This is a genomic window from Jhaorihella thermophila (genome assembly GCF_900108275.1).
Classification (GTDB): Bacteria; Pseudomonadota; Alphaproteobacteria; order Rhodobacterales; family Rhodobacteraceae; genus Jhaorihella; species Jhaorihella thermophila.
Genome location: NZ_FNVD01000005.1, coordinates 1 through 24,911 on the forward strand (window position 1 = coordinate 1; position 24,911 = coordinate 24,911).

Below are 24,911 nucleotides of genomic sequence, written 5' to 3' on the forward strand. Positions count from 1 at the left end.
GTTGTGGGCGTGCTGATCGAGGTGCCGGTGATGCTGAGCGTGGTGAAGATCGTCAACGCCACCAAGCCGTGGTATGAACGCGGCCCGGCGGTCCGCCGGTTGGAGGAGCAGCGCAAATCATCGCGCGACAAGGGCCGCGTTTCGATCTGATTTCGGAATCGGCGGCGCGGTGACCGTGGTGGCGCTTTCGCGTGCCGGGGAGCGAGGCCCTTTCAATGTTTCACGCGACCGCTCGGTTCTTGGGAGAATTGCGTCCGCCGGGAGGAGGTATCGCGGCGGTATGTTCCCTGCCCCGAGACTGTGCCGGCTGCACCGTGTTGGACAAGAGGCCTGTCGTCGAGGTCGCTTCACATCCTTGTCGCCATTGGCCGGGGCACCGAATGCGTGAAGCGTTCGTGCAGCCGGCGGAAGTCCCGGCGCCGCTACCTTGGCGGGCCAACCTGTTTGCGCCCGCAGCTGGGTTCTTGAGCGAAAGATCCGGCTTGCTTTGAAAAAGTCATGAGGGTGTTGGCGACCCCGGCAGGACTCGAACCTGCAACCTGCCCCTTAGGAGGGGGCTGCTCTATCCAGTTGAGCCACGGGGCCGTTGCGCCTCTCTTACCCGTCTTCCCCGCGCTTGTCACCGCCTTTGCGCATGGTTGAACCGCCTTGTGTGATTGCGGTAGCATCCCGTTGAACGGAACCAGGACAAAGCCTTGACCGACCAACCGAAACGCCCCCTTACCCTGCGCGATGTGTCCGAGGCCTCCGGCGTCTCGGAGATGACCGTCAGTCGTGTCCTGCGCAATCGTGGTGATGTGTCGGAACGCACCCGCGAGCGGGTGCTGGCCGCCGCCAAGGAGCTGGGTTATGTGCCCAACAAGATCGCCGGCGCGCTTGCGTCCAACCGGGTGAACCTGGTGGCGGTGATCATTCCGTCGCTCAAGAACATGGTGTTTCCCGAGGTTCTGACCGGCATCAACGAGGTGCTGGAAGATACTGAACTGCAGGCGGTCGTGGGCGTCACCGACTATCTGCCCGAGAAGGAAGAGAAGGTTCTGTATGAAATGCTGTCGTGGCGGCCGTCAGGCGTGATTATCGCCGGGCTGGAGCATTCCGATGCCGCGCGTGCGATGCTCAACGCGGCCGGCATTCCGGTGGTCGAGATCATGGATACCGACGGCACGCCGGTCGATGCGATGGTGGGGATCTCGCATCGGAGGGCCGGGCGCGAGATGGCGAAAGCGATCCTGAAGGCGGGGTATCGGCGGATCGGGTTCCTGGGTACCAAGATGCCGCTGGATCACCGGGCGCGGAAGCGGTTCGAGGGCTTTACCGAGGCGTTGGCCAAGGAAGGGGTGGAGATCGAGGATCGCGAGTTCTATTCGGGCGGATCGGCGCTGGCCAAGGGGCGCGAGATGACCAGGGCCATTCTCGAGCGCTCGCCGAAGCTGGATTTTCTGTATTACTCCAACGACATGATCGGCGCGGGCGGCCTGCTTTACCTGCTGGAGAAGGGCATTGACGTGCCGGGTCAGATCGGGCTGGCGGGCTTCAACGGGGTGGAGTTGCTGCAGGGTTTGCCGAAACGGCTGGCGACCATGGATGCCTGCCGGCTGGAGATCGGGCGCAAGGCGGCGGAGATCATCACGGCGCGATTGGAGGAACCGCCGCGCGAGGTGGAAACCCAGGTGATCCTGACGCCGACGATCAGTTTCGGCGACACGCTCAAGCGGGGCTGAACGGAAGGAACGCAGGCTTTGGGTTTCGGATCGCTGGCGCGATCCGACCGGGTCGGGGGCGCTGCCCCCGTCGCGCTGCGCGCGACTCCCCCGGGGTATTTGCGACCAGAAAGAAGCGCGATGTCGGGTTGTTCCGGACGGGAGCCGGCGGCGCAATTTCGTGCCGTGTCTTGACCGAGTTTAAAGAAGGAACAGCGTGATCGCGGGGAACGCCACGAGGATCGCCACCCGGATGATGTCGGAAGCGACGAAGAACATCACTGCCTTGTAGACCTCAACCATTTTGGTCTTGCGGTCCATCGCGTTGATGACGAACAGGTTCATGCCGACAGGCGGCGTGATGAGACCGACTTCGACCACGATCAGCACGAGGATGCCGAACCAGATCGCCAGGTGCTCGGCCTCGACCCGGCGCGCCATGCCTTCGGTGACCCGGATGCCCAGTTCCTTCATCTGTTCGCGGGTGAGTTCCGCACCGTCCGCGATCGCCTGCTGGATGGAGGCGAGCATGTCCTGACCCAGGCCCTCGGGGATGCCCTTGTTCAGCACCTCCATCGCCGCCTCGGCCTGCATGGCAGGCAGCGACACCAGCCCGAAATCCATCGCCGAAATGACGGGGAAGAAGATCGGAATGGTCAGCAGGATCATGCTGAGGCTGTCCATCAGGCAGCCGAAGATCAGGTAGAACACCAGGATCAGGGTCAGAACGACCCACGGGCTGAAGCCTTGGGAAACGACGTAATTCGACAGTTCCTGCGGCACTTGGGTCAGCGCGAGAAAGCCGTTGTAGAACCCTGCCCCCAGCACGATGAAGAAGATCATGGCGGTGGAGCGCGCCGTCACCATGAAACTGTCGATCAGGGTTTCCCGGTTCAGCCCGCCATTGGCGAAGGCGATGACGCCGGTGCCCAGCGCGCCGACGGCGGCGCCTTCGGTGGGGGTGAACCAGCCCAGGTAGATGCCGCCGACGACGAGGCCGAAGACCAGAAGCACCGGCCACACCCGCGCCAGAGCGGCAAAGCGGTCGCGCAAGGGAACCGCAGGCCGGGTGCCCGCGGCGTCGGGGTAGAGCCGGACGTAGACGGAGATCGCGATGACATAGCCCACCGCGGCCAGAATGCCGGGGATGAAGGCGGCGAGGAACAGCTTGGCGATGTTCTGTTCGGTCAGGATGGCGTAGATCACCAGCACCACCGAAGGCGGGATCAGGATGCCGAGCGTCCCGCCCGCCGCCAGCGTGGCCGAGGAAAAGCCGCCGGAATAGCCGTAGTTCTTGAGCTCGGGCAGGGCGACGCGGCCCATCGTGGCTGCCGTGGCGAGCGACGACCCGCAGATCGCACCGAAGCCTGCGCAGGCGCCGATCGCGGCCATCGCCACCCCGCCCCGACGGTGGCCAAGGAAACCCTCGGCCGCCTTGAACAGCGCGTTCGACATGCCGCCCAGCGTCGCGAAATGTCCCATCAGCAGGAACATCGGCACGATGGACAGGGAATACGAGGAGAACGTCGTATAGGTTTCATGCTTGAGCCGGCCCAGCGCCACCTGCCAGCCACCGGTGACCCAGACAAGGCCCGTGAGCCCCACGACGAACATCGCAAGGCCGATCGGGACCCGGAGGAAGATCAGGATCAGAAGGGCAGGAAACGAAGCGATACCGATTTCGATGGGGGTCATCATTCGGCCTCCACGCCGTCCCAGATGACGATGCGGCGGGTGAAGAATTCATAGGTGCGGATCGCGGCCATGTAGAGGCCGACCAGCGCGGCGACGGTTGCCGCAAGCAGGCTGGCGCCATAGGCCCACCAGACCGGGAATTGCAGCAGGAACGAGGTTTCGCCGTGCTTCATCTTGGCCAGCATTCCCTGCGCCAGCTGCACCGCGATCAGCACCAGAACGGCGGCAAAGACGATTTCGGTCACCATGCGCAGAAAGCGGTTCACGCCCTTGGGAAACATGCTGGCAAAAACATCGACCGAGGCGTGCCCGGCGGTGATCTGGCACAGCGGCAGGAAGGCGAAGATGGCAAAGGCCACGCCGGCCTCGACCAGTTCGAAGTCGCCGTTCACGGGGCCGATGCCAATCCCGATGGCCCAATTGGCGAAACCGGGCGCGACCGATTGCACCGCGTCGCTGTGCAGGATTCCGTTCAGCAGCCGCCCGGCGATCGAGACGCAGGTCAGCAGGATCAGAAAGGTCAGAACCGCGCCACCCAGCGCCGCCATGAACCGCGCCAGACGCATCATGAAACGATACATGTCCTCGCCCGTCCCCCGCGATGGCAAAGGCCGCGGCGGCGTTTGCCGCCGCGGCTCGTCAGGCCACTCGGCCCATTACGCGGTATATTTGTCGATCAGCGCCCGGGCTTCGTTGATCAGCGCCTGCCCGTCGATGCCGCGTTCCTTCATGTCGGCAACCCATTCGTCATAGATCGGCGCGGCCAGCTTGCGCCATTCCTCGGTGCCGGCCTCGTCGATGGTGATGATGGTGTTGCCCAGATCCAGCGCCGCCTCGCGCGCCGGGGCATCGGCCGCCTGCTGCGTGGTGCCGGCGAAAACCGAGAATTCCAGCCCCGAATTGTCGTCGATCACCTTTTTCAGATCATCCGGCAGGCTTTCGTATTTTTCCTTGTTCATAGCCAACACGAAGGTCAGCGTATAAAGCGCCTTGCCGGTGAATTCGGTGTGGTTTTGGACAAGCTCCGGCACCTTCAGCGCGCCGGTCACCTCCCACGGTATGGTGGTGCCGTCGATCACGCCCTTGGACAGCGCCTCGGGCACGGCGGGCACCGGCATGCCGACAGGGGTCGCGCCCAGCTTGGTCAAGAGCGCGTTCACCGACCGCGACCCGCCGCGGATCTTCATCCCCTGCAGATCGGCGGGTGTCTCGACCGGCTCGGCCGTGTGGAAGATGCCGGGCCCGTGCACCCAGGTGCCAAGGACATGCACGTCCTTGAACTCGGTGTCCTTCATGTGCTCTTCGAACATCTCCCAATAGGCGCGGCTGACCGCGCCGGCGTTGGTCATCATGAAGGGCAGTTCGAAGACCTCGGTCCGGGGGAAGCGGCCGGGCGTGTAGCCGACCACGGTCCAGACGATATCGGCCACGCCGTCGATCGCCTGATCCATCAGTTCCGGCGGCTTGCCGCCCAGCTGCATCGACGGATAGCGTTCGATCTTGATGCGCCCGCCGGACGCCTGTTCGACTCGATCCGCCCAGGGATAGAGGATCAGTTTCGGCACGTTGGCCTGCGCCGGCAGGAACTGGTGCAGCTTGAGCGTCACCTCCTGCGCGCGCGCCGAGGTCGCGCTCAGCCCCGTGGCGAGCGCCGCCAGCGCGGCCGCCCCGGCGATCCCCAGAAGAGTTCTGCGAGTGGTCATGTTCGGTCCTCCGGTTGGTCCGTTGGTGGCGAGCATAGCCCGCGCGCGGCTTTGGGCTGCAAAAACTTTCGCCGCTTTGTCGTTTCGTTTTGGCTATGACGGCGGCAGATCGCAACCCCGTCAAACGGCACTTTGGGGGCGCAAAGCGTCGCTTTTCACTCGGGATCTGTCAGGCTGAGACGAACCGGAGCCAGGCCGTCGATTCCGCCGGTGATCACGTCTCCGGGACGCACCGGCCCCACGCCCGCCGGCGTGCCGGTCAGGATCACGTCGCCGGGGCGCAGGTGGTAGTAGTGCGACAGGTGGCTGACGATCTCGTCCACGGTCCAGACCATTTCGGCGAGCGTCGCGTCCTGCCGGGTCTCTCCGTTCACCTCAAGATGGATGCGCTGGTTCGTCACCGCCCCGAAATCCGCGGCCCGTTTCATCGGCGCCAGCACCGCGCCGCCCTCCAGATCCTTGGCCAGCGACCACGGCCGGCGGTTGTCCTTGGCGACCTGCTGGAGATCGCGCCGCGTCATGTCAAGCGCGCAGCCATAGGCGTAGATCGCAGCCATCGCCTGTTCCCGGCCGGCGCGAAACACCGGCGCGCCGATGGCCAGCGCCAGTTCCATCTCGTGGTGATGGTTCGAAGTGCCCGGCGGATAGGGCAGCACCGCGCCGCTGAGCACCGCGTTGGCCGGGGTCTTGGTGAAATACCACGGCGCCTCGCGGTCCACCTCGCCGCCCATCTCGGCGGCGTGCGCGGCGTAGTTGCGCCCGACGCAGAAGATCCGCCCGATCGGGTAGGCGGCGGTTTCGCCCTCCACCGGGATGGCGGGGACGGGGGGCAGGCCGAACAGGGTGGTAGTCATGGGGCGTAGGTCCTCGTGCTGGCCGGACATGCCGGCGGTCGCAACCGACATACCCCCAGGCCGCGCCGAGGAAAACGCCGGATGATCGCAGCCCGCAAAAGCTCCCTCAGGTTGCGGGCTCTACGGGGGCGTTCGCGCCCAGCGCATAGGCTTCGACCCTGCGCGAGACATTGCGCAGCGCCAGATCGTCCAGGGGCCGGCCCTCGGGGCTGTCGCCCAGGACGTTGCGGGTCGCCACGATCCGGGTGCCGGCCTTCTTTGCATGGTCAGAAAGCCGGGCCGCGATATTGGCGGCCTGTCCGATCACGGTGAAATCCAGCCGGTCGCGCGACCCCACATTGCCATAGGTCACCCGGCCATAGGCCAGACCGATGGCGCAGTCGCAGGGATGGGTGCAGGGGTCCGCCCCCGCGCCGGCCAACCGTTCGGCGATGGCCTCGGCCGATTGCAGCGCCCGCGCCCGCGCGCCGTCGGCGTCATGGTCGGCGGGAAACACGGCCAGAACCGCGTCACCGATGAACTTGAGCACCTCGCCGTCATTGTCGCGCACGATGTCCGAGGTGACTTCGAAGAACTCGTTGAGGTGGTTGATATAGGCATCCCGCCCCAGCTGCTCTTGCAGCGCGGTGGAACTGCGCAGGTCGCAGAACATGATCGCGGCGTCGATCTCGTCGCCCTCGCCGCGGCGGATGCGGCCCTCGAGCACCCTTTCGCCCGTGCGCTTGCCCACATAGGTCTCCAGCAGGGTGCGGGCGTTTTCGCGCAGGGTGAAGACTTCGTAGAACCGGCTGACCGCCGGGGCGCATTCGAACACCAGCCCGAGATCGGCGGTGGTGAACCCGCCCGGCGCGTCGGTGCTGAGCGTCAGCACGTTGCGCTGGCCGTCGGAAAAGGTCAGCGGCATGGCGACATAGTCGGTTGCGCCCTTCTTGCGCAGATCTTCGATGATGGGAAAGCTGTTGTGCCGGTAATCGGCGTCGATCTTCTGCCGAACACCACCAAGGCCCTCGGAGACATAGCGCAGCGGGCTTTTCAGAAAGGCCGGGTTGTCGTGCATCTCGTAGGTGGGGGCAAAGGTGGATACCTCGTCATCCTCGGCGGTCCAGACGAAGTTCTTGCCGATGATCTGGGGATGCAGCGACCAGATCATCACCCCCAGCCGCGTCACCGGCACGCCCTGTTCGCGCAGCTTGTGGGCGAAGGTGCGGGTAAAATCCTCGGGCGTCCCGATCCGCGCCGCGTCGGCCAGAAGCCAGTCCGCCAATGGCCCGGAGATGTTGCCGGTCGTGGTCCCCCCAATCGTCGCATCCCCGGTGTCGATGTTGGTGCAGACGCCGGGCATGAAGCCCAAATGACCCCGGATCCCGGCCGCCTCTGGCAGGGCGTCCTCATAGCTCCAGACCGCGTTCTTCAGCCGCGCGCCATCGGGCAGGATCACGTCGCGATAGCTGGCCGTGCCCTTGAACGGGCAGAAGGTCTGCAATTCGGTCGGCTCGCTCAGTTCGACCCGCACGTCCTCGGGCGGGAAATAGACGGTCGGCGGGAGACGGGTTTCATACATCACCCTGGCCCGCGTGGACGCGGCCAGCACGATGTCGCCGCGCCGGGCGACCACCTGTCCGGGCAGGGGCTGGATGTCGATGGAATAGGCGTCGGTCGGGGCGTGAAGGTTCATCGGGTCCAATCCGCGTTTCGGTATCTGCACCGCAAACTGGGGTGGCGGCACGAGATTTCCAACCGGGGCTGCGGATTGTTGACCCGAATGTTACGGACGGTGACGATTTTCGTGGAAAACCCATCTGGCACGGGCCAGACTGCCGCCATGCCGTTCCTTCGCCTGATCGCCCTTTTTGCCGTCACCGCCCTGATCTCTGCCTGCCAGGAAGAGGAGACGTCCGTCCCGCCGCCCAGCCAGGACTGCATCTGCGCCCGCGCCTGCGGGATTCCGGTCGTGTCCAACAGTCACTGGGTGAACGCGCAGGGACAGGCGGTCGCGCTGGGCTACTGCCCGCCGCTGCATGACGAGATCCTGTATGAAAACCGCGCCCGGTGCCAATGCGCGCAGCCGGTGCCGGGATTGGGAACGCTGCCGCAATCGGCGCCGAATTACTGACGGTCAGACCATGCGGATGACATCCTTTTCGATCGCCAGCATGTAGCCGCGCCTGGCGATGTTCTTGACCAGCAGCGCGCTGACCATCTGGTTGCCCAGCGTATCCCTCAGCCGCTTGATCCGGGTGGCGCCGGCTGCCTCGTCGCAGTCGGCCGGGTCGCGGCCCGACACCATCGCCTCGATCTCGGCGCCCGAAAGCACGTCGTCGTCCATCCGCGCCTCGGCCAGCACGGACAGCGTCTCCATCGCCGCCGCCGTCAGCTTGAATTCGAGGTTGTTGAGATAGACCGTGTTTTCCTCGCGACTGATGAGCAGCGACGTCACCTGAATGCCCGACCGTTCGATTTCGCCCATGCGGCGGTTGAGCGTCACCAGCATCACCAGAAACACCAGCGCCGCGATCATCATGGCGGCGGCAAAGACCAGCAGCACGAAGATCACCATCCGGTAGCTCGCCAGCGTGTCGGCAAAGGCGGTGCCGGACTGGGCGAGGATCTCCAGGAGCTTGATCTCGGCCTGCGTGGTGAGGTCGTTTTCCACGAAGAGCCGCTCTACCCGCGCGTTGAAGGCGTTGGCGTCCGGCAGGGTCAGCAGCAGAAGCGCCCCCGCCGCGCCAAGGATCGCCACGATGGCGGCGATGCCGAAGGCGACGATGCGGCTGCCCGACTGCCGCGCCTCAGTAACGGAGATAGTAGGGTCCGGCATTAGCCTTCCTTTCCTCAAGCCCCTCGGGGCCAAAGACCGAAATGATGCTCAGCAGCGTCCAGCCCTGCGCCCTCAACCGGGCGGCGGCTTCGGCCCGGGCGTTGGCGGGCGTGCATTCGCCGTGCAGCTCGATCACGCCGTAATGCAGGCGCAGCGGGTTGTCGCGCTTGGCCTTGTAGTCGGCATAGCAGCCGGCGGCGGGGGCTTGGCCCGCGGCCGCGATCAGGGCGGCGGCGGCAAGGGTGCGGATGATCTGTCTCATGCCGTCATCCTGCGCCTTGCGGGGGCGTTATTCAATAACCGCAGGGGTTTGGGCGGCCTGATATCGGATAACAGGGGGCCGTTATTGCCTGTCTTCCGGCAGGGGGGCGAGGCTGAACCCGTCATCGGACGCAGCCGTCCGAACCGAAACACCGGGAAAAGGAGTCCCCCCATGCACCGCAAGTTCATTGCCTTCATCGTTTCGGCCGCCATCGCCGTGACCGGAATTTCGGCGGGGACGCCGGCCCGCGCGGATTCCGATACGGCCAGGCTGTTTGCCGGGCTGACCGCGCTGGCCATCATCGGCCTTGCCATCAACGATCACAACAAGCGCAAACGCGTCCGGATCGCGGTGTCGCGCAACGCCCCGCCGCGCGCCACGGTTCAGCCGCGCTGGAAGCCGCGCCCGCTGCCGCCCCGGTTTCATCGCTATACTTTGCCGCGCCAGTGCCTGCGCCAGGTCGGTCCGCGCGGCGATACCCGGCTGCGGCTGGGTCGGCGCTGTCTGGAGCGCAACTATGACCACACCCGCTCGCTGCCGTCCAAATGCTACCGGCAGGACTGGACCCGGCGCGGGTTGCGTCAGGGCTATGGCGTCAACTGCCTGCTGAACGAAGGCTACAGGCTGAGCCGCAACTGAGCAGTCGGCAAAAGGCCGGCCGGAGCGATCCGGCCAGACGGGGGTCCGCGCGGCCCCCGTTTTGCGCTGGCGGGTTTGTGCTTGCACGGTCGGGATGCATCGGGCAGCAAGACCCCATGAACACCCCCGATTACAACCTGGAACAAGAGGCCCGCGCCCAGGGGTATCTGCGCATCGCCGGCGTGGACGAGGTGGGGCGCGGTCCGCTTGCCGGTCCGGTGAGCGCCGCCGCCGTGATCCTGAACCCCGACGACATCCCCGCCGGGCTGAACGATTCCAAGAAACTCACGGCTCGGGCGCGCGCGGCGCTGGCCGCCGAAATCGAGGCGCGCGCCACCGTCGCCGTCGCCCATGCCAGCGTCGAGGAGATCGACACGCTCAACATCCTGCGCGCCAGCCATCTGGCGATGGAACGCGCCGTCGCGGCACTGTCGCCGCAGCCCGATTTCCTGCTGATCGACGGCAACATGATCCCGCGCGGCCTGACGCTGCCCGCCCGCGCCGTGGTCAAGGGCGACGCCCGGTCGCTGTCGATCGCGGCGGCGTCAATCGTGGCGAAAGTATGGCGTGACCGGATCATGGTGGACTTGGCGCAACAGTTCCCGGGCTATGGCTGGGAAACCAACGCCGGATACCCGTCCAAGGCCCATCGCGCGGCGCTTCAAAATCTTGGGGTCACCCCACATCATAGGCGTTCTTTCAAACCGGTCCACAATATCTTGTATCAAGAAAAAACAGTAAGTGACTGATTCAAAAAAGAAATTGACGACGATTCGGCTTTGAATCATTTTTGTCCTCAATGACACGAGCGCGAAAACGCGCCGGGACGAAGAGGCAGAGAAATGACCAAGACCGTTACACGGGGGCCGGCTGCGCTCCCCCTGAACACTATTCTTGCGGGTGACTGCATCGAGGTGATGAACAGTCTGCCCGAGGCGTCCGTCGATCTCATCTTCGCCGATCCGCCCTACAACCTGCAGCTCAAGGGTCAGCTGCACCGCCCCGACAATTCCAGGGTGGATGCAGTGGATGACGAATGGGACCAGTTTTCGTCCTTTGCCGCCTATGACAAGTTCACCCGCGAATGGCTGCGTGCGGCGCGACGTCTGCTGAAGCCGAACGGGGCGATCTGGGTGATCGGCAGCTATCACAACATCTTCCGTGTCGGCGCGGCGCTTCAGGATGCGGGGTTCTGGATCCTCAACGACGTGATCTGGCGAAAGTCGAACCCGATGCCGAATTTCCGCGGCAAGCGGTTCACCAACGCGCATGAGACGATGATCTGGGCCAGCAAGGAAGAGGGCGCGAAATATACCTTCAACTACGAGGCGCTGAAGGCGCTCAACGAAGGTGTCCAGATGCGCAGCGACTGGGTGCTGCCGATCTGCACCGGGCATGAACGGCTCAAGGACGAAAACGGCGACAAGGCGCACCCGACGCAAAAGCCCGAGGCGCTGCTGCATCGCATCCTGGTGGGGTCCACCAATCCCGGCGACGTGGTGCTGGATCCGTTCTTCGGCACCGGCACCACCGGCGCCGTGGCCAAGATGCTGGGCCGCGAATGGATCGGGATCGAGCGCGAGGAAGCCTATCGCAAGGTCGCCGAGAAACGCATCGCCAGGATCCGCAAGTTCGACCGCGAGGCGCTGCAGGTCAGCCAGTCCAAGCGCGCCGAGCCGCGCGTGCCCTTCGGCCAGCTGGTGGAACGCGGGATGCTGCGCCCCGGCGAAGAGCTGCTGAGCATGAACGGCCGGCACAAGGCCAAGGTCCGCGCCGACGGCACGCTGGTGGGTGACGACATCAAGGGCTCGATCCATCAGGTCGGCGCACATCTGGAAGGCGCGCCCAGCTGCAACGGCTGGACCTACTGGTGCTTCAACCGCGACGGCAAGTTCGTGCCGATCGACGTGCTGCGCCAGCAGATCCGCGCCGAGATGCGCAACTGACGCGCGCTCCATCGCATTTTCCGACGAAATACCGCCGGTGCCCAAGGCCAGCCGCCGGGCACCACACCTGCCCCGCCATGTCCGGCGGGGCCTTTTTCCTTTTCGCGCAAATCCTATTTTCTGACCGTCAGGGGGTGCATTCCGCGCCGGAGCGGTATATCTGCCTTTCAGTCATATAAGGATATTGGAATATGACGGATACCCCGATCACGCCGCGCAGCGGATTCCGGCTTGCCGACCGGTTCGAAACGAAAGCAACCGTTCAGAACAAGTATACCGAAGCCGCGCTTGAACGGCACAAGCGCGAAGGAATGGTTCTGGCGGTGCGGGCGCGCTGGATCGCGATGGCGCTGATCGCGGTGTTTCTGGTCGTGGCCTATCCGGAGTGGAGCGTTCTCTACTATCATTTCATTCTTGCGCTTGTTGCGCTGAACGGCTGGTTCATGCTGCGTGTCGCCCGTGTCGGCCGGTCGCGGCTGGAACTGGCGCTGATCCTGCTGGACCTGGTAATCATGACCGTGGGCATGGTCGCGCCCAACCCTTTCAGCACCGCCGACATGCCGGTTGCGATGCAATACCGGTTCGAAAACTTCATCTATTTCTTCGTGCTGCTGTCGGGGGCGACGCTGGCCTATTCCTGGCGGACGGTGATCATGATGGGCAACCTGACGGCGGCAATCTGGGCGCTGGGCCTGCTGGCCGCCTGGTGGTTTTCGACACCGTTTCCCGGTCTCAGCGAGGCGGTGGCATGGGCGCTGGCCGACTATCCCTTCATGGCCGAGATGCTCGACCCCAACAGTTTTTGGATCGAGTTGCGCATTCAGGAGATGCTGGTCTTCATACTGGTGGCGGTGACGCTGGGCGTGTCGGTGCGCCGGTTCAACACGCTGCTGATGACCAACGCGGCGCTGGAACGGGAGCGGGCGAACCTGTCGCGCTATTTTTCGCCCAACGTGGTGGAGGAGCTGTCGAACAATGACGAGCCGCTGAAGCAGGTGCGGCGACAGGACGTCGCGGTGCTGTTCGCGGATATCGTCGATTTCACGCGCTTTGCCTCGGGCCGCGACCCGCAGGAGGTGATCCAGACCCTGCGCGGTTTCCACGCCCGGATGGAGGCCGAGGTGTTCCGCCACGGCGGCACCCTGGACAAGTATCTGGGCGACGGGCTGATGGCGACCTTTGGCACGCCGGTTGCGGGGGACCACGATGCCACCAATGCGCTGGCCTGCGCGCGGGCGATGGTGCGGGCGATGGACCACTGGAACCGCGAACGCCGCCGGCGGGGCGAAGAGGAGATCCTTGCCGGGATCGGGGTTCACTATGGACCGGCCGTTCTGGGAGACATCGGCGGCAATCGGCTGGAATTCGCGGTGATCGGCAGCACGGTCAATATTGCCAGCCGGCTGGAGGCGCTGACGCGGAACTACAAGGTGCGACTGGTCATCAGCGACGATCTGCGCGCGCAGGTGATTCGGGAATCCGGGGACAGGCTGGATATCCTCGAGGGCCTTGTGCGCCTGCCCGATCAGCAGATTCGCGGCATCGAAAAGCGGATCACGATCTGGACCCACGCCTGACAGCCTGGGATCCGGCGGTGCATGGGGGCTCTGCCCCCGTCGCCCTGCGGGCGCCTCCCCCGGAGTATTTTGGGCAAGATGAAGAAGCGGGAGGTTCGCGTCTCAGCCGCGGCCCGGCATCGGCGTTTGCATCTTGTTGTAGGGCCGCCAGTCGGTGATCTCGGGGTAATACATCTCGCGCCACTTGCGCACGCGCGGGTTCATCACCTTGCGCCAGAGCGAGGGGATCATCGCGGCGATGGTCATGACCGGGTAGCCATAGGGCAGCTGCGGCGCCTGCGCCTCGGTGTAGTTCTGCAGCAGGGGAAAGCGCCGGTCGGGCTTGTAGTGGTGGTCGGAATGGCGCTGCAGGTTGATGAGCAGCCAGTTCGAGGTCCGGTGCGCGGCGTTCCAGGAATGATGCGGCCGGACGGGTTCGTATCGGCCTTCGCCCAGGTGTTTCCGGGTCAGGCCGTAATGTTCGACATAGTTCACCAGCTCCAGTTGCCAGACCGCCACCCCCGCCTGCAGCAGGAACAGCCCCAGCCCGGCCCAGCCGCCGAGCGCCAGCGCCAGCAACAGCATCGCGCCCTGCAGCGCCCAATAGCGGAAGAACGGGTTGGACGGGTGCGTCCACGGCAGCCCCTTGCGGGCGAGCCGTTCCTTCTCCGCCCGGAAGGCCGAGGCCAGGCATTGCCGCAGTACGCGCGGGTAGAAGCGGTGGAAGCCTTCATTGTAGCGCGCGGTGACCGGGTCGCGCGGGGTGCCGACATGGGGGTGGTGGACCAGAAGGTGTTCGGATCGGAAATGCGAATAGAGCACCATCGCCAGCAGGATGTCGGCCAGCCAGCGCTCTTCGCGGCTTTTCTGGTGCATGAGTTCGTGGCTGTAGTTGATGCCCACGGTCCCGGTGAGGACGCCGACGCCGAAGAACAGCCCGATGTTTTCCAGTGCCGAAAGGTGGCCGGCGCGGGTTGCATACCAGATCAGCCCGAAAAGCGTGACGAACTGCACCGGAACCCACAGCATCGGCAGCAGGCGATACCAGAAAAGCGCCTCTTCCGGCGCGTCGGGGTCGGCGTTCTCGGTGTTCAGCCCCGCAACCGCATCAAGCGCGGCGAAGAGATACCAGGTCACGACCGGTGTCAGAAGCACCCACCAGCCGCCCTTTGTGGCAGAAAACCAGATGATTGGCACCAGAAGGAAGGACATCCAGTAGGGCAAGGCGATCTTCCAGTCCGAGAGCTGTTCGGCGCGGATCATTCCGGTGGTCCTCGATGCAATTCCCTGGCCGGCAGTTTACGCAAGCCTCGGGCGAATGAAAATGGGGTCAGCGCCTGCGCCACAGATCGTAGGCCTTGCGCATCACCGTGGGCAGGTCCGAGGGACGAAAGTCGCGCGCCGCGATCAGGATGGTCCCGGCGGGGAGCGTGTCTTGCGGCAGCGGCGCGGTCCTGACCGTCAGGATCAGGTGAAAATGGGTGAAGGTATGGCGCACCTCACCCGGAAGGGTCTTCCAGTCGGCGGCAAAAGGCGGGCGGTCCCGCGGTGCGTCGGACCAGTCCGAGCCCGGCCAGCCCAGCATCCCGCCCAGCAGTCCCTTGTCCGGGCGGCGTTCCAGCAGCAGCGCGCCATCGGCTCTTTGCGCGACATAGACGATTCCGCGGCGCACGGGCTTGGCCTCTTTCGGCGCGCGGCGCGGCAGGTCGGCGGCGGTCCCGGCGGCGCGGGCGCGGCAGGGATCACGCAGCGGGCAGATTCCGCAGGCGGGCGACTTGGGCGTGCAGAGGGTGGCGCCCAGATCCATCATCGCCTGGGCGTGATCTCCGGGCCGGTCATCCGGGGTCAGCGTCGCGGCGAGCGATTTCAGCCGGGGCTTGGCGCGGGGCAGGGGCTCCGGGACATCGAAGAGCCGCGCCACCACCCGTTCCACATTGCCGTCCACCACCGTCTCCGGCCGGTCGAAGGCGATCGCGGCTATCGCGGCGGCTGTGTAGGGGCCGATGCCGGGCAGGGCGAGGAGATCCTCGTAGTGGTCCGGAAACCGCCCGCCCAGATCGCGCGCCACGATACGGGCGCATTTCAGAAGGTTGCGCGCGCGGGCGTAATAGCCCAGCCCCGCCCATTCCCCCATCACCCGGTCATCCGGAGCGGCGGCCAGATCTCCGACCGTCGGCCAGAGCCGCGTGAAGCGATGGAAATAGTCCCGGACCGCCGCCACGGTGGTCTGTTGCAGCATGATCTCGCTGAGCCAGACGCGGTAGGGATCGGGCCGGATCCCCGCGGCGCGCTCGGCCGGTCCCACGCGCCAGGGCAGGTCGCGTGCGTGCCGGTCATACCACGCCAGCAGTCGGGCGGTCACGGCAGGTGCGTCGGGGAGGTCACGCAATCTTTATTGTCCCGGTTTCGCGGTTTCGCTGGCGCCCGGCGGCGCGGCGACTAGAATAGGGCCCGCAGGCAGGGAATCCACCCATGCAGAGACGAAAATCGACAACTCGCGGGTTCAAGCGCACCGCTTCCGTTCTAAGCGACCAGATTCGCCGCGCCGGCGAAAGCCGGGGCTTTGCCGTGTCCCGTGTCCTCACCCATTGGGAAGAGATCGCCGGGCCCGAGATCGCCGCGATCGCCCGACCGGTCAACATCTCATACGGGCGGGGCGGGTTCGGCGCGACGCTGACGGTGCTGACCACCGGCGCGCAGGCGCCGATGCTCGAGATGCAAAAGGACCGCATCCGCGAGCGCGTGAACGCCGTCTATGGCTACAACGCGATCAGCGGGGTACGGATCACCCAGACCGCGCCCACCGGCTTTGCCGAGGGACAGGCGGCCTTTGCCCACAGGCCGAAGGCCGCGCCGCCCGCACCGGATCCGGCGATCCTGTCCCGCGCGGCGCAGGCGGCGGATGGCGTGAAGAGCGATGATCTGCGCGCCGCCCTTGAACGCCTGGGCCGCAACGTTCTATCCAAGTCGAAAACCTGAGAAAGGGGTTCACATGACCCGAATTCTGACCGCGATCTTCGCCGTGGCCCTGGTGGCGGTGGGGGCCTTCCTGTTCATGGGGCGCGAGCCGGCGAACACGTCCGCGCTCACGCCGTTCGTTGGTGCCGCGAATGCCCAGGACGCGGGAGAGATCGACACGTCCACCGTGGTCGAAATGGCGCTGGGGGCCGAAGACGCGCCGGTGACCTTCGTCGAATATTCCTCATTCACCTGCCCCCATTGCCGGAACTTTCACGAAGACGTCTTCAAGAAGCTCAAGGCCGAATATATCGACACCGGCAAAGTGCGGTTCATCTATCGCGATGTCTATTTCGACCGTTACGGCCTGTGGGCGGCGATGATCGCGCGCTGCGAGCCCGAGAAGTTCTTTGGCATTGCCGATCTGATCTACAAGGGCCAGTCCGACTGGGCCCGCGGCGAAACGCCCGAAGAGGTCGTCGGCAAGCTGCGCAAGATCGGGCGGCTGGCCGGCATCCCCGATGACAAGCTGGACGCCTGTCTGAGCGACGGACAGAAGGCGCAGACCCTCGTGGCATGGTATCAGGAAAACGCTCAGCGCGACGGCATTCAGGGCACGCCCACCTTCATCATCAACGGAAAGCTGGTGGAAAACCAGCCGTGGGAGGATCTCAAGGCCATCATCGAGGCCGAGCTTCAGGGCTGACCGGGGGAACCGGGGCGGCCCGCAGCATCAGGTCGCGCAGGCGGTCCCCGTCGCCGACATGCAACCGGACCGGCAGGGTCACGACCTTGCTGCGAAAGGACGCCGGCAACCGTACGGCGTCCTTTTCCGTGGTGACCATCTGCGCCCCCAGCAGCTTGGCCTCGGCTTCGAGCCGGGTCATCAGGGCCGGCGTCAGCGGCTGGTGATCGTCCAGCGGCTCGGCCCGCAAAAGATTGGCGCCAAGCTCGCGCAGGGTGCGAAAGAACTTCTCGGGGTGGCCGATCCCGGCAAAGGCCAGCGCCCGCAGGCCCGCCCAGTCCATGCCGGTCTGCAACGGCTCCAGCCGGCCGGTGAAATGCGGCACGCTCAGCGCCCGGCCCCATGTGGCGGTGAACCGCGCCTGCGCCTCTGCATCGCCCAGCGACAGCACCGCATCCGCCCGTGCCAGCCCCGCCGCGACGGGTTCGCGCAGCGGTCCGGCGGGCAGGCACAGACCATTGCCAAAGCCAATGCCGGCATCGACCACGATCAGGGAAAAGTCCTTTTGCACGGCAGGGTTCTGGAACCCATCGTCCAACAGGATGACGGTTGCGCCAGCCTCCGCCGCCGCCCGCGCGCCGGCGGCGCGGTCTTTGGCGACCCAGACGGGCGCGAAGGCGGCGATCAGCAGCGGCTCGTCGCCGACCTTGTCCGCGCTGTGCCCGGTTTCGGACACCCGCACCGGCCCTTTCAGCCGCCCGCCGTGGCCGCGCGTGACCACATGCGGCACATGCCCCGCCTCGCGCAGCTGCTGGGCGGCCCAGATCACCGTGGGCGTCTTGCCAGTCCCGCCCGCATTCAGGTTTCCCACACAGATCACCGGCACGCCGGGATCCTCGCCGGTCCCGCGGGCAACCCGCCGCGCCGTTGCTCGCGCATAGAGCGCCCCCAGCGGCGACAACAGCCGCGCGCGCCAGCCAGGGCGGTCGGGCGATCTGTTCCAGAAGTCAGGGGCCTGCATGGGTATCCTCCCGCATGTCCAGCATGTCCTGAACCAGATCGATCAGCGCGTCGGTCAGCTCGGCGCCCTCGGTTGCGACCTTCCAGGCGTCAAGCGCGATCCGAGCCGCCTGATCCGGGGCCGACAGCGCGACCACCTGGGCCGAGAGCTGATCGGCATTGCGCACCTCGCGGGCCGCGCTGATGGCGTCCAGCCGCGCAAAGGCATCGGGATAGTTGCCCGTATGCGGCCCGTGAATGACCGCCGAGCCGAGAGCGGCGGGCTCGAACGGGTTGCGCCCGCTGGGGCGGCGGTCGAAGGTGCTGGCGACGAAGGTAATCGGCGCGATCCGATACCACAGCCCCAGCGCCTCGGGATCGGCCGACACGACGACCTGCGTTTCCTCGCCGATCGGATCGCCATCGTCCCAGTCGGCACAGCGCATTCCCTTTGAGGCAATGTGATCCTTCAACCCGACCGCATCGCCGGGATCGGCGACGTCGATCACCAGCAGCAGACGATGGATCAGCCGCACCGCGTTTCGGTGTGCCTCGAGCACCAGATCGACTTCGGCCGGCTGCGTTCCGACCGAAAACCAGACCGGGCGCCCGCCAATATCCCCGGACAGCTCGTCCAGCAGATCGTCGCTGCAGGGCGGAGGGGTCGCCGTGGTGCGCAGCCGCCCCGCGACACGCACGCGCGCGGACGAAAAACCGGCCCTGCGCAGGACTTCGGCCGCGGCCTCGTCGCGGACCAGGATCTGGTGAAAGCAGCCAAGGGTCAGCCGGCCGAGGTCGGGCATCCACCGGCTGCGGCGCGCCGGCACCTCGTCCTCGGCCAGGTCCACCAGAACCATCGGGATGGTGCGGCTTCGAGCCTGTGTGATCAGGTTGGGCATCAGGTCGCCACCGGCCCAGAGACACATGTCCGGCCGCCAGTGATCGAGAAACTGGCGTGCCTGGTCGGGGTGGTCCGGGCCGAGAACCTGCAGCAAATCGCAGCCATTGGGCGAAAAGGAATCCGTCCGCCTCTGGTCCACCGTCGCCAGAACCTTCAGCTCGGGGCGCTGCGACTTGATCCGGGCGGCGAGGTTGCACAGCACATGCAGCCGGTCCTGGCTGGTGGCGTGCATCCACAGCAGCTCACCATCCGGTCGTTCGATGTCCCCGATATGCGAGGCGCGGAACTTGCGGCGGGACAGCGCGCGATAGGCGGCAAGGCTGAGCGAACGGCTCATCCCCCGTGTCCCGCGTTGCTTGCAGGGCCTTGCCGCGCCCAGGCGGCCGGGTGCGGTTCATGACCTGAACTGTGTTCCATCACCATGCCTTTCCCGCCGATGGTAGGAACGGCGCGGGTCGGAGGCAACTGGCGCGGGGTCGGTGCAGGGCGCGCAAGGGTCACGGCTGTCCGGGGATGCCTGGACTCTGGGGGTCGAGCGCCTCGATCAGCTGGCGGTGCAGCGCGGCACCCGCCGCGACCAAGCCGTTGACCTTGGGATGCGGGTTGTTGAAGCGCAGGGGGGCGCCGGAGCGGTCGGTGCAGATCGCGCCCGCTTCGCGCAGGATCAGGTCGCCGGCGGCAATGTCCCATTCCCAGCTGGGCCGCAGGGTCAGCATCCCGTCGAAGCGCCCCTGCGCCACCAGCGCCAGGCGATAGGCCAGCGACGGCCGGTAGGACCGCGAGAAATGGGGAACATGGCCGTTCCGCCAGTGCAGGGACTGAAGGTTGGGCCGCGCGGCAAGGATGTCGGCCTGTTCCAGCGCGGCCTTGTCCGAGGCGCGAATCGGCGTGCCGTTCAGAGAGGCCCCGCCGCCCTTGCGCGCGGCATACAGTTTGTCGCGCGCGGGCAGGTAGATCACCGCGGCGACCGGTTCGCCGTCTTCGACCACGGCCAGCGAATGGGCCCAGCTGCTGGAGCCTTCGACAAAGCTGCGCGTGCCGTCCAGCGGATCGATGATGAACACGCGGTCCCGAGTCAGGCGGTCGGCGGTGTCTTCGGATTCTTCTGACAGCCAGCCATAATCGGGTCGGGCGCGGCGCAACCGGTCCTCGAGCATCTCGTTCACCGCCAGATCGGCCTCGGTCACGGGGCCGGCGCCGGCGGGCTTTTCCCATCGCTGCGCCGCCGGCCCGCTGAACGCGGTGGCAATGCGTCCGGCTTCGCGGGCGGCCTCGGTCAGCAGGGTCAGGTCGTCAGTCGCCGGCAAGGGTCAATCCTTCGACCAGAAGCGACGGCACCACGCGGGTCAGCCACGGACGGGCGTCGTTTGCGGGGATGATCCGGCGCAGCATGTCGCGCAGGTTGCCGGCAATGGTGCATTCGTTGACCGGCCAGACGATTTCGCCGTTTTCGACCCAGAACCCGGAGGCGCCGCGCGAATAGTCGCCGGTGGTGGGGTTGATCGTGCTGCCGATCAGCGAGGTCACCAGCAGGCCGGTGCCCATGTCGCGGATCAGGTCGTCGCGGCTGGCCGTGCCCTGGGTCAGTTCGATGTTCCAGTTCGCGGGCGCAGGCGGCGAAGACACGCCGCGCGCGGCATTGCCGGTGGGCTCCATCCCCAGCTTGCGGGCACTGGCCAGATCCAGAGTCCAGCCGGTCAGCACGCCGTTGTCCACGATGGCGCGGCGTCGGGTGGGCAGGCCCTCGGCGTCGAAGGGGCGCGAGGCGCCGATGCGCGGCCGGTGCGGATCCTCGATCACCGACAGCCCGCCCGGCAGAACCGGCTGCCCCAGCCGGTCCAGAAGCCAGGACGACCCACGCGCCACCGCCGCCCCGTTCGCCGCGGCCAGAAGATGCCCGATCAGCGAGCCCGCAATGCGTTCGTCGAACAGGACGGGAAAGGCGCCGGTGGGAGGCGTGCGCGGGTTCAGACGCCGGGCAGCGCGCCGGCCGGCGGTGGCGCCGATCTCTTCCGGCGGGCGCAGGTCCGACTGCCAAGTTCGGCTGTCGCTGTCATGGTCGCGCTCCATGCCGGTGCCTTCGCCGGCGATCGCCACGCAGGAAATCCAGCGCACAGTGCGGTCATAGCCGCCGGAAAACCCGTTCGTCGCCGCCAGATGCACCGAATGACGGCCATAGCCCGCATCGGCGTCCGACACCTGCGTGACGCCCTCCACGGCCAACGCCGCAGCCTCGGCCGCCAGCGCGTCCCGTTGCAGATCCTGCGGCGCGGGTTCTGGCGCGGGATCGGCCAGTTCCAGCGCTGCGGCATCGGTGTTGCGCGCCAGCTGGTCGGGATCGGCCAGCCCGGCATAAGGGTCTTCGGGCGCCTCGCGGGCCATGGCGACGGCGCGTTCGGCCATCGCCGCCAGGGTTTCGGGCCGGGTGTCCGAGGTGGACACGATCGCCTGCCGTCGGCCGATCAGAACGCGCAGGCCCAGATCGGTCGCCTCGGACCGTTCGGCATGTTCCAGTGCGCCCTTGCGCACCTGAACCGACAGGGAACTGCCAGATGTCACCAGCGCATCCGCCGCCTCGGCCCCGGCGCGGCGGGCGGCATCCAGAAGGGCATGGCAAAGCTCTTGTGGTGTCGTGGTCATGGGCTGCTGTCCTTTCGTCGCCTCCGAGGTAGCCTTGGCATCAACAGCCCGCAAGGGGCACGGCAAACAAAGAGGGCCGCCACCGGGCGGCCGCGTTCGCCGGCATGGCCCGGATCACTTGATGCGCTGTCCGTTGGCCAGCACCTGGCCCTGTTCGTTGACCTCGATGGTCGAATTCAACGTGTCCGGCCCGTCGCCCGGCACGGCCAGCATGCCCAGCATCATGCGAAAGCCCATCGCTTCGTCTTCGCTGACCAGCCCCATCTGGATCAGCCGGTCGATCAGGCCGTTCGCGCCGATGATCTGCAGCTTGACCGTGCCTTCGGGGCGCGGGACGCCGCCAAAGGATTGCAGGTCTGAATTGTCGAAGGTGAAGTCGCCCTTGCCGGTCACGGCGGCGCCCGCGGCCGACAACCGCAGATCGTTGATCGTCAGCGCGTGCAGCTCGCCCGGCGGCATTCCGGTCTGTTCAAGCATCGCCGCAGTGGCGGGGTCCATCAGGTCATGCAGGATCCGCGCCTTGCCGGTCAGGTCGATGGCGACGGTCGCGGGGTCGCGCGGCAGGATGCCCGCCGGGTCGAAGCTGCTCCACAGCTGTTCGGGCATCACGAAGTCGGCCACCGTCAGGCCCAGACCAAAGGGCTGCGGTTCGTCGGACTTCGCCACCGGCATGTCGACGGAAAAGCCCAATTCGGCGGCTTGCAATGTCACCGGAAAGGGCAGTTCGCTGGCCGTGACGTTCATCACCGGAGCGGTTTGCCTCACGCCATAGGCCAGATGCCGTGCATCCATCGCCACGGTGATTTCGCCACCCTTCGAATGGCCCGAATATTCAAAGGTCTCGCCATCGGCATCGACCTTCATCGCGGACTGTCCCGCAGCATAGCGGTAGTTGCCCTGAACGGCAAAGCCCGCGGCCAGCATGGATGGGAAATCGTCGGGGTTCATCTGGGCGGGAACCGAACCAGTTCCCGTGAACTCGACCTGATCCAGCGCGCCGCTCAGAGTCGCGTTCTCGCTGGATTCGGGATCCCGGAAGCCCATGTCGTAGACCACCTTTCGTGCCGTCATCTGCTGGCTGGTGACGCGCATGTCCCCGGTTTCGAGGTGGGTTTTGCTGGAAACGTCGCCTAGGGTCACGGTCATTCTTCCGACCTCGGGCGGCAGTTTCTGCCCGTTGACCGCGATTTCGCCCAGAAGGACGCCGACCTCTCCGGCGCCATAGTCATAGGTCATGTCACCGGGTGCGCCTGAAACCAAAAGCGCGGCATCGCTCTGGGTAAGGTCGAATCGCATCGACACGTTGTCGCCGCCATCGACCGTGTCGATCCGCATCGGAATGGATTCAGGCATGGTGACCGACACCGTGCCATCGCCGTTTTCGGCAAAGGTCAGCTGACCCAGGTCGATCGACATCGCGCCGGCGTCTTCGGGAATCCGCATCGAGATGCCGAGATCGCTGATGGTCAGCGCCCCGCCCGACATCGTCTCGGTGCCGGAAATCGAGTAGCCCACGCTTTCCAGATACCCTTTCCACTCCAACCACACGTCCCGCGCGGTCACATCGGCAAACGCAAACTGAGAGGTGAAGGCATAAAGACTGACCGCCGCACAGCCGCGAACAAGAAAATCACGAGACATGAGGGTTCCCTTGCAAATGAATTCGGCGCCATCGTCCGTTGTGGCGAGGGACGCGTCAAGGGGAACCGGACTGGACCTTGCCGCCCGTGCCGTCTACCACCAAGGGCGGAATGACGACGAGGAGCGGCAATCACATGAACAAGACCTGGGACATGACGGGAAAGACGGTGCTGATCACCGGCGCGAGCCGCGGCATCGGCGCCGAAGCGGCGCGTGCTTTTTCGGCGGCCGGCGCGAACGTGGCTCTGGTGGCGCGCAGTGCCGACAGCCTGCAAGACCTCGCCGCCGAGCTGGGCGAGCGCGTTTTTGCCATCGCCACGGACGTGGCCAACCATTCCCAGGTGGAGGTGGCGGTAAAACAGACCACGGCCCGCTTTGGCGGGCTGGATGTCCTGATCAACAATGCCGGGGTGATCGAGCCGATCTCGCATCTGTCATCCGCCGATCCCGACGGCTGGGGCCGGGCGGTGGACATCAACCTCAAGGGGGTCTTTTACGGCATGCGCGCGGCGCTGCCGGTGATGAAGGCGGCCGGGGGCGGCACCATCATCACCGTGAGCTCGGGCGCGGCGCATCATCCGATCGAGGCCTGGAGCCACTATTGCGCCTCAAAGGCGGGCGCGGCGATGCTGACCGCCTGCCTGGATCTGGAAGAACGCCACAACGGCATCCGCGCCATGGGCCTTTCGCCGGGTACTGTGGCCACGAAGATGCAGCGCGAGATCGCCGCCTCCGGCATCAACCCGGTCAGCCGCATTCCGTGGGAAGATCACGTTCCCCCCGAATGGCCGGCGCGGGCGCTGGTCTGGATGTGTTCGCCGGATGCGGATGATTTCGTGGGTCAGGAAATATCTCTGCGCGACGAAGCGATTCGCGCACGGGTGGGCTTGGCATGATCGAACTGGAACGGGAGGGCGGGCTGTGGGTCGTCACCATCAACCGCCCGGACAAGGCCAATTCGCTGACCGAGGCGATGCTGACCGAACTGGCCGAGATCGCCGAGAACGCGCATGAGGCGGGGGCCCTGATCCTGACCGGCCGCGGCAAGGTGTTCAGCGCCGGCGCGGACCTGGACGAGGCGCGGGCCGGTCTGGCGCTGTCGCCGGTGTGGGAGCGGCTGTCGGGCGCGCTGGCCGCGCTGCCGGCGCTGAAGGTCGCGGCGTTGAACGGCACGCTGGCGGGCGGGGCGATCGGCATGGCGCTGGCCTGCGATCTGCGCATTGCGGTGCCTTCGGCCAAGGTATTCTATCCGGTGATGAAGCTGGGCTTTCTGCCGCAACCGTCCGATCCAGGGCGCATGGCGGCACTGATCGGCCCTGCGCGGACCAAGCTGATCCTGATGGGAGGACAGAAGATTACCGCGCAGGAGGCCTATGATTTCGGGCTGGTGGACCGGATCGTCGAGGCCGAGGCGTTGATGGGCACCGCGCGCGAGATCGTTGCCGCTACGGTTGCGGCCAAGCCCGAGATCGCGGCAGGTATCCGCGAGCTTTGTTCGTGACCCGTGTTTCGGATTGGCCATGCCAATCCGACCGATGCGAGGGGGCGCTGCCCCCTCGCGCTCCCCCGGAGTATTTTCAGCAAGATGAAGGGGGTGGACGTCGCATGGGCCCTTTCATCCTATCGCCTCCGGCGCGGTCCTGGCACCCGTGACCGAAAGGTGGGCGGGCGCTTGCGAACCCAGGCGATGAACTTTGCCAGCCGCGGGTGGGCTTGCAGCGCCTCGATGGTGTGATAGTCCCGGGCCAGCTCGGCTTCGGTCAGGCTGGCGTGGATTTCCTTGTGGCAGATCTCGTGCAGGAGAACCACCGGCCCGCCCTTGCCGCCCTTGAGCCGGGGGATCAGGTGGTGCAGGCTCTGACCGGCCTCGGGCGGGATCGGGCGGTTGCAAAGCGGGCAGATTGGATCGGTCAT

General features: G+C 66.1%; 25 protein-coding genes and 1 tRNA gene. 10 read left to right on the forward strand and 16 right to left on the reverse strand.

All coding sequences use genetic code 11. The features are described 5' to 3' along the window. Positions 1-508: 508 nt before the first annotated feature. A tRNA-Arg gene (locus C4S70_RS07325) sits at positions 509-585 on the reverse strand. A gap of 110 nt (positions 586-695) precedes the next feature. Here C4S70_RS07325 and C4S70_RS07330 point away from each other — a divergent pair. After that, on the forward strand, positions 696-1,721 hold the full coding sequence (locus C4S70_RS07330) for a LacI family DNA-binding transcriptional regulator (protein ID WP_104007468.1): 1,026 nt from the start codon (positions 696-698) through the stop codon (positions 1,719-1,721). A gap of 180 nt (positions 1,722-1,901) precedes the next feature. Here the strand turns inward: C4S70_RS07330 and C4S70_RS07335 are convergent, their stop codons facing one another. The 5 genes from C4S70_RS07335 to C4S70_RS07355 all read right to left on the reverse strand — a co-directional run bounded on the left by C4S70_RS07335 (position 1,902) and on the right by C4S70_RS07355 (position 7,627). Continuing rightward, entirely contained in the window at positions 1,902-3,395 is a 1,494-nt protein-coding gene (locus C4S70_RS07335; RefSeq protein WP_104007686.1) for a TRAP transporter large permease, read from the reverse strand. Further along, on the reverse strand, positions 3,395-3,976 hold the full coding sequence (locus C4S70_RS07340; protein WP_104007469.1) for a TRAP transporter small permease: 582 nt from the start codon (positions 3,974-3,976) through the stop codon (positions 3,395-3,397). Before C4S70_RS07340 ends, C4S70_RS07335 begins: the two co-directional genes overlap by 1 nt. A gap of 75 nt (positions 3,977-4,051) precedes the next feature. Then, positions 4,052-5,098: a TRAP transporter substrate-binding protein gene (locus C4S70_RS07345; RefSeq protein WP_104007470.1), complete on the reverse strand. Its 1,047-nt coding sequence runs from the start codon at positions 5,096-5,098 to the stop codon at positions 4,052-4,054. Positions 5,099-5,253: 155 nt separating this feature from the next. Beyond that, a complete protein-coding gene (locus C4S70_RS07350) occupies positions 5,254-5,952 on the reverse strand; it encodes a fumarylacetoacetate hydrolase family protein (RefSeq protein ID WP_104007687.1) in 699 nt (232 codons plus the stop codon). 106 nt (positions 5,953-6,058) lie between these two features. Continuing rightward, positions 6,059-7,627, reverse strand: a complete 1,569-nt coding sequence (locus tag C4S70_RS07355; protein WP_104007471.1) for a DUF427 domain-containing protein — start codon at positions 7,625-7,627, stop codon at positions 6,059-6,061. Between the two features lie 147 nt (positions 7,628-7,774). Between C4S70_RS07355 and C4S70_RS07360 the strand changes: the two genes are divergently transcribed. Next, positions 7,775-8,065 carry a hypothetical protein gene (locus tag C4S70_RS07360; protein ID WP_235003754.1) on the forward strand — a complete coding sequence of 97 codons (291 nt, stop codon included), beginning with the start codon at positions 7,775-7,777 and terminating at the stop codon, positions 8,063-8,065. Positions 8,066-8,068: 3 nt separating this feature from the next. On the opposite strand, the gene C4S70_RS07365 is transcribed toward C4S70_RS07360, so the two are convergent. After that, complete coding sequence (locus C4S70_RS07365) at positions 8,069-8,770, reverse strand: winged helix-turn-helix domain-containing protein (RefSeq protein WP_104007473.1); 702 nt, start codon at positions 8,768-8,770, stop codon at positions 8,069-8,071. Then, positions 8,742-9,032: a hypothetical protein gene (locus tag C4S70_RS07370; protein ID WP_104007474.1), complete on the reverse strand. Its 291-nt coding sequence runs from the start codon at positions 9,030-9,032 to the stop codon at positions 8,742-8,744. Before C4S70_RS07370 ends, C4S70_RS07365 begins: the two co-directional genes overlap by 29 nt. Positions 9,033-9,203: 171 nt before the next feature. Here C4S70_RS07370 and C4S70_RS07375 point away from each other — a divergent pair, with 171 nt between their 5' ends. From C4S70_RS07375 to C4S70_RS07390, 4 genes are all read left to right on the forward strand, one after another. Next, positions 9,204-9,671 (forward strand): hypothetical protein, encoded by a 468-nt coding sequence (locus C4S70_RS07375; protein ID WP_104007475.1) that lies wholly within the window; start codon positions 9,204-9,206, stop codon positions 9,669-9,671. Between the two features lie 116 nt (positions 9,672-9,787). Then, complete coding sequence (locus C4S70_RS07380) at positions 9,788-10,420, forward strand: ribonuclease HII (RefSeq protein WP_104007476.1); 633 nt, start codon at positions 9,788-9,790, stop codon at positions 10,418-10,420. A 93-nt stretch (positions 10,421-10,513) separates the two neighbouring features. Continuing rightward, positions 10,514-11,617: a site-specific DNA-methyltransferase gene (locus tag C4S70_RS07385; protein WP_104007477.1), complete on the forward strand. Its 1,104-nt coding sequence runs from the start codon at positions 10,514-10,516 to the stop codon at positions 11,615-11,617. A 191-nt stretch (positions 11,618-11,808) separates the two neighbouring features. Then, entirely contained in the window at positions 11,809-13,194 is a 1,386-nt protein-coding gene (locus tag C4S70_RS07390) for an adenylate/guanylate cyclase domain-containing protein (protein WP_104007478.1), read from the forward strand. A gap of 102 nt (positions 13,195-13,296) precedes the next feature. Here the strand turns inward: C4S70_RS07390 and C4S70_RS07395 are convergent, their stop codons facing one another. Together C4S70_RS07395 and mutY are read right to left on the reverse strand one after the other, a co-directional pair. Continuing rightward, a complete protein-coding gene (locus tag C4S70_RS07395; RefSeq protein ID WP_104007479.1) occupies positions 13,297-14,436 on the reverse strand; it encodes an alkane 1-monooxygenase in 1,140 nt (379 codons plus the stop codon). Between the two features lie 67 nt (positions 14,437-14,503). Further along, a complete protein-coding gene (mutY, locus tag C4S70_RS07400) occupies positions 14,504-15,562 on the reverse strand; it encodes an A/G-specific adenine glycosylase (RefSeq protein ID WP_235003755.1) in 1,059 nt (352 codons plus the stop codon). 83 nt (positions 15,563-15,645) lie between these two features. On the opposite strand from mutY, the gene C4S70_RS07405 reads away from it, so the two are divergent. Next, on the forward strand, positions 15,646-16,152 hold the full coding sequence (locus C4S70_RS07405) for a DUF721 domain-containing protein (RefSeq protein WP_104007481.1): 507 nt from the start codon (positions 15,646-15,648) through the stop codon (positions 16,150-16,152). A gap of 13 nt (positions 16,153-16,165) precedes the next feature. Continuing rightward, complete coding sequence (locus tag C4S70_RS07410) at positions 16,166-16,837, forward strand: DsbA family protein (protein WP_104007482.1); 672 nt, start codon at positions 16,166-16,168, stop codon at positions 16,835-16,837. On the opposite strand, the gene lpxK is transcribed toward C4S70_RS07410, so the two are convergent. From lpxK to C4S70_RS07435, 5 genes are all read right to left on the reverse strand, one after another. Further along, a complete protein-coding gene (gene lpxK, locus C4S70_RS07415; protein WP_104007483.1) occupies positions 16,812-17,837 on the reverse strand; it encodes a tetraacyldisaccharide 4'-kinase in 1,026 nt (341 codons plus the stop codon). The genes C4S70_RS07410 and lpxK overlap by 26 nt on opposite strands. Then, entirely contained in the window at positions 17,824-19,053 is a 1,230-nt protein-coding gene (locus C4S70_RS07420) for a 3-deoxy-D-manno-octulosonic acid transferase (protein ID WP_104007484.1), read from the reverse strand. Before C4S70_RS07420 ends, lpxK begins: the two co-directional genes overlap by 14 nt. 160 nt (positions 19,054-19,213) lie before the next feature. After that, positions 19,214-20,023: an inositol monophosphatase family protein gene (locus C4S70_RS07425; RefSeq protein ID WP_104007485.1), complete on the reverse strand. Its 810-nt coding sequence runs from the start codon at positions 20,021-20,023 to the stop codon at positions 19,214-19,216. Further along, entirely contained in the window at positions 20,010-21,356 is a 1,347-nt protein-coding gene (locus tag C4S70_RS07430; protein ID WP_104007486.1) for a TldD/PmbA family protein, read from the reverse strand. Before C4S70_RS07430 ends, C4S70_RS07425 begins: the two co-directional genes overlap by 14 nt. A 114-nt stretch (positions 21,357-21,470) precedes the next feature. Then, positions 21,471-22,997 carry a DUF2125 domain-containing protein gene (locus C4S70_RS07435; RefSeq protein ID WP_104007487.1) on the reverse strand — a complete coding sequence of 509 codons (1,527 nt, stop codon included), beginning with the start codon at positions 22,995-22,997 and terminating at the stop codon, positions 21,471-21,473. A gap of 134 nt (positions 22,998-23,131) precedes the next feature. On the opposite strand from C4S70_RS07435, the gene C4S70_RS07440 reads away from it, so the two are divergent. Together C4S70_RS07440 and C4S70_RS07445 are read left to right on the forward strand one after the other, a co-directional pair. After that, the gene (locus C4S70_RS07440; protein ID WP_235003756.1) at positions 23,132-23,893 is read left to right on the forward strand and encodes an SDR family oxidoreductase; all 762 of its coding nucleotides are present in this window, start codon (positions 23,132-23,134) and stop codon (positions 23,891-23,893) included. Beyond that, positions 23,890-24,498, forward strand: coding sequence for an enoyl-CoA hydratase/isomerase family protein (locus tag C4S70_RS07445; protein WP_104007488.1), 609 nt, complete (start codon positions 23,890-23,892; stop codon positions 24,496-24,498). Before C4S70_RS07440 ends, C4S70_RS07445 begins: the two co-directional genes overlap by 4 nt. Before the next feature lie 119 nt (positions 24,499-24,617). Here C4S70_RS07445 and C4S70_RS07450 read toward each other — a convergent pair whose 3' ends face one another. Next, the gene (locus C4S70_RS07450) at positions 24,618-24,911 is read right to left on the reverse strand and encodes an HNH endonuclease family protein (RefSeq protein ID WP_104007489.1); all 294 of its coding nucleotides are present in this window, start codon (positions 24,909-24,911) and stop codon (positions 24,618-24,620) included.

Excerpts from the sequence above, each read along its gene's own strand:
- C4S70_RS07335 (WP_104007686.1), bottom strand. The coding sequence starts at position 3,395 with ATGACCCCCATCGAAATCGGTATCGCTTCGTTTCCTGCCCTTCTGATC.
- C4S70_RS07340 (WP_104007469.1), bottom strand. The coding sequence starts at position 3,976 with ATGTATCGTTTCATGATGCGTCTGGCGCGGTTCATGGCGGCGCTGGGT.
- C4S70_RS07345 (WP_104007470.1), bottom strand. The coding sequence starts at position 5,098 with ATGACCACTCGCAGAACTCTTCTGGGGATCGCCGGGGCGGCCGCGCTG.
- C4S70_RS07350 (WP_104007687.1), bottom strand. The coding sequence starts at position 5,952 with ATGACTACCACCCTGTTCGGCCTGCCCCCCGTCCCCGCCATCCCGGTG.
- C4S70_RS07355 (WP_104007471.1), bottom strand. The coding sequence starts at position 7,627 with ATGAACCTTCACGCCCCGACCGACGCCTATTCCATCGACATCCAGCCC.
- C4S70_RS07360 (WP_235003754.1), top strand. The coding sequence starts at position 7,775 with ATGCCGTTCCTTCGCCTGATCGCCCTTTTTGCCGTCACCGCCCTGATC.
- C4S70_RS07365 (WP_104007473.1), bottom strand. The coding sequence starts at position 8,770 with ATGCCGGACCCTACTATCTCCGTTACTGAGGCGCGGCAGTCGGGCAGC.
- C4S70_RS07370 (WP_104007474.1), bottom strand. The coding sequence starts at position 9,032 with ATGAGACAGATCATCCGCACCCTTGCCGCCGCCGCCCTGATCGCGGCC.
- C4S70_RS07375 (WP_104007475.1), top strand. The coding sequence starts at position 9,204 with ATGCACCGCAAGTTCATTGCCTTCATCGTTTCGGCCGCCATCGCCGTG.
- C4S70_RS07380 (WP_104007476.1), top strand. The coding sequence starts at position 9,788 with ATGAACACCCCCGATTACAACCTGGAACAAGAGGCCCGCGCCCAGGGG.
- C4S70_RS07385 (WP_104007477.1), top strand. The coding sequence starts at position 10,514 with ATGACCAAGACCGTTACACGGGGGCCGGCTGCGCTCCCCCTGAACACT.
- C4S70_RS07390 (WP_104007478.1), top strand. The coding sequence starts at position 11,809 with ATGACGGATACCCCGATCACGCCGCGCAGCGGATTCCGGCTTGCCGAC.
- C4S70_RS07395 (WP_104007479.1), bottom strand. The coding sequence starts at position 14,436 with ATGATCCGCGCCGAACAGCTCTCGGACTGGAAGATCGCCTTGCCCTAC.
- C4S70_RS07405 (WP_104007481.1), top strand. The coding sequence starts at position 15,646 with ATGCAGAGACGAAAATCGACAACTCGCGGGTTCAAGCGCACCGCTTCC.
- C4S70_RS07410 (WP_104007482.1), top strand. The coding sequence starts at position 16,166 with ATGACCCGAATTCTGACCGCGATCTTCGCCGTGGCCCTGGTGGCGGTG.
- lpxK (WP_104007483.1), bottom strand. The coding sequence starts at position 17,837 with ATGCAGGCCCCTGACTTCTGGAACAGATCGCCCGACCGCCCTGGCTGG.
- C4S70_RS07420 (WP_104007484.1), bottom strand. The coding sequence starts at position 19,053 with ATGAGCCGTTCGCTCAGCCTTGCCGCCTATCGCGCGCTGTCCCGCCGC.
- C4S70_RS07430 (WP_104007486.1), bottom strand. The coding sequence starts at position 21,356 with ATGACCACGACACCACAAGAGCTTTGCCATGCCCTTCTGGATGCCGCC.
- C4S70_RS07435 (WP_104007487.1), bottom strand. The coding sequence starts at position 22,997 with ATGTCTCGTGATTTTCTTGTTCGCGGCTGTGCGGCGGTCAGTCTTTAT.
- C4S70_RS07440 (WP_235003756.1), top strand. The coding sequence starts at position 23,132 with ATGAACAAGACCTGGGACATGACGGGAAAGACGGTGCTGATCACCGGC.
- C4S70_RS07445 (WP_104007488.1), top strand. The coding sequence starts at position 23,890 with ATGATCGAACTGGAACGGGAGGGCGGGCTGTGGGTCGTCACCATCAAC.
- C4S70_RS07450 (WP_104007489.1), bottom strand. The coding sequence starts at position 24,911 with ATGACCGATCCAATCTGCCCGCTTTGCAACCGCCCGATCCCGCCCGAG.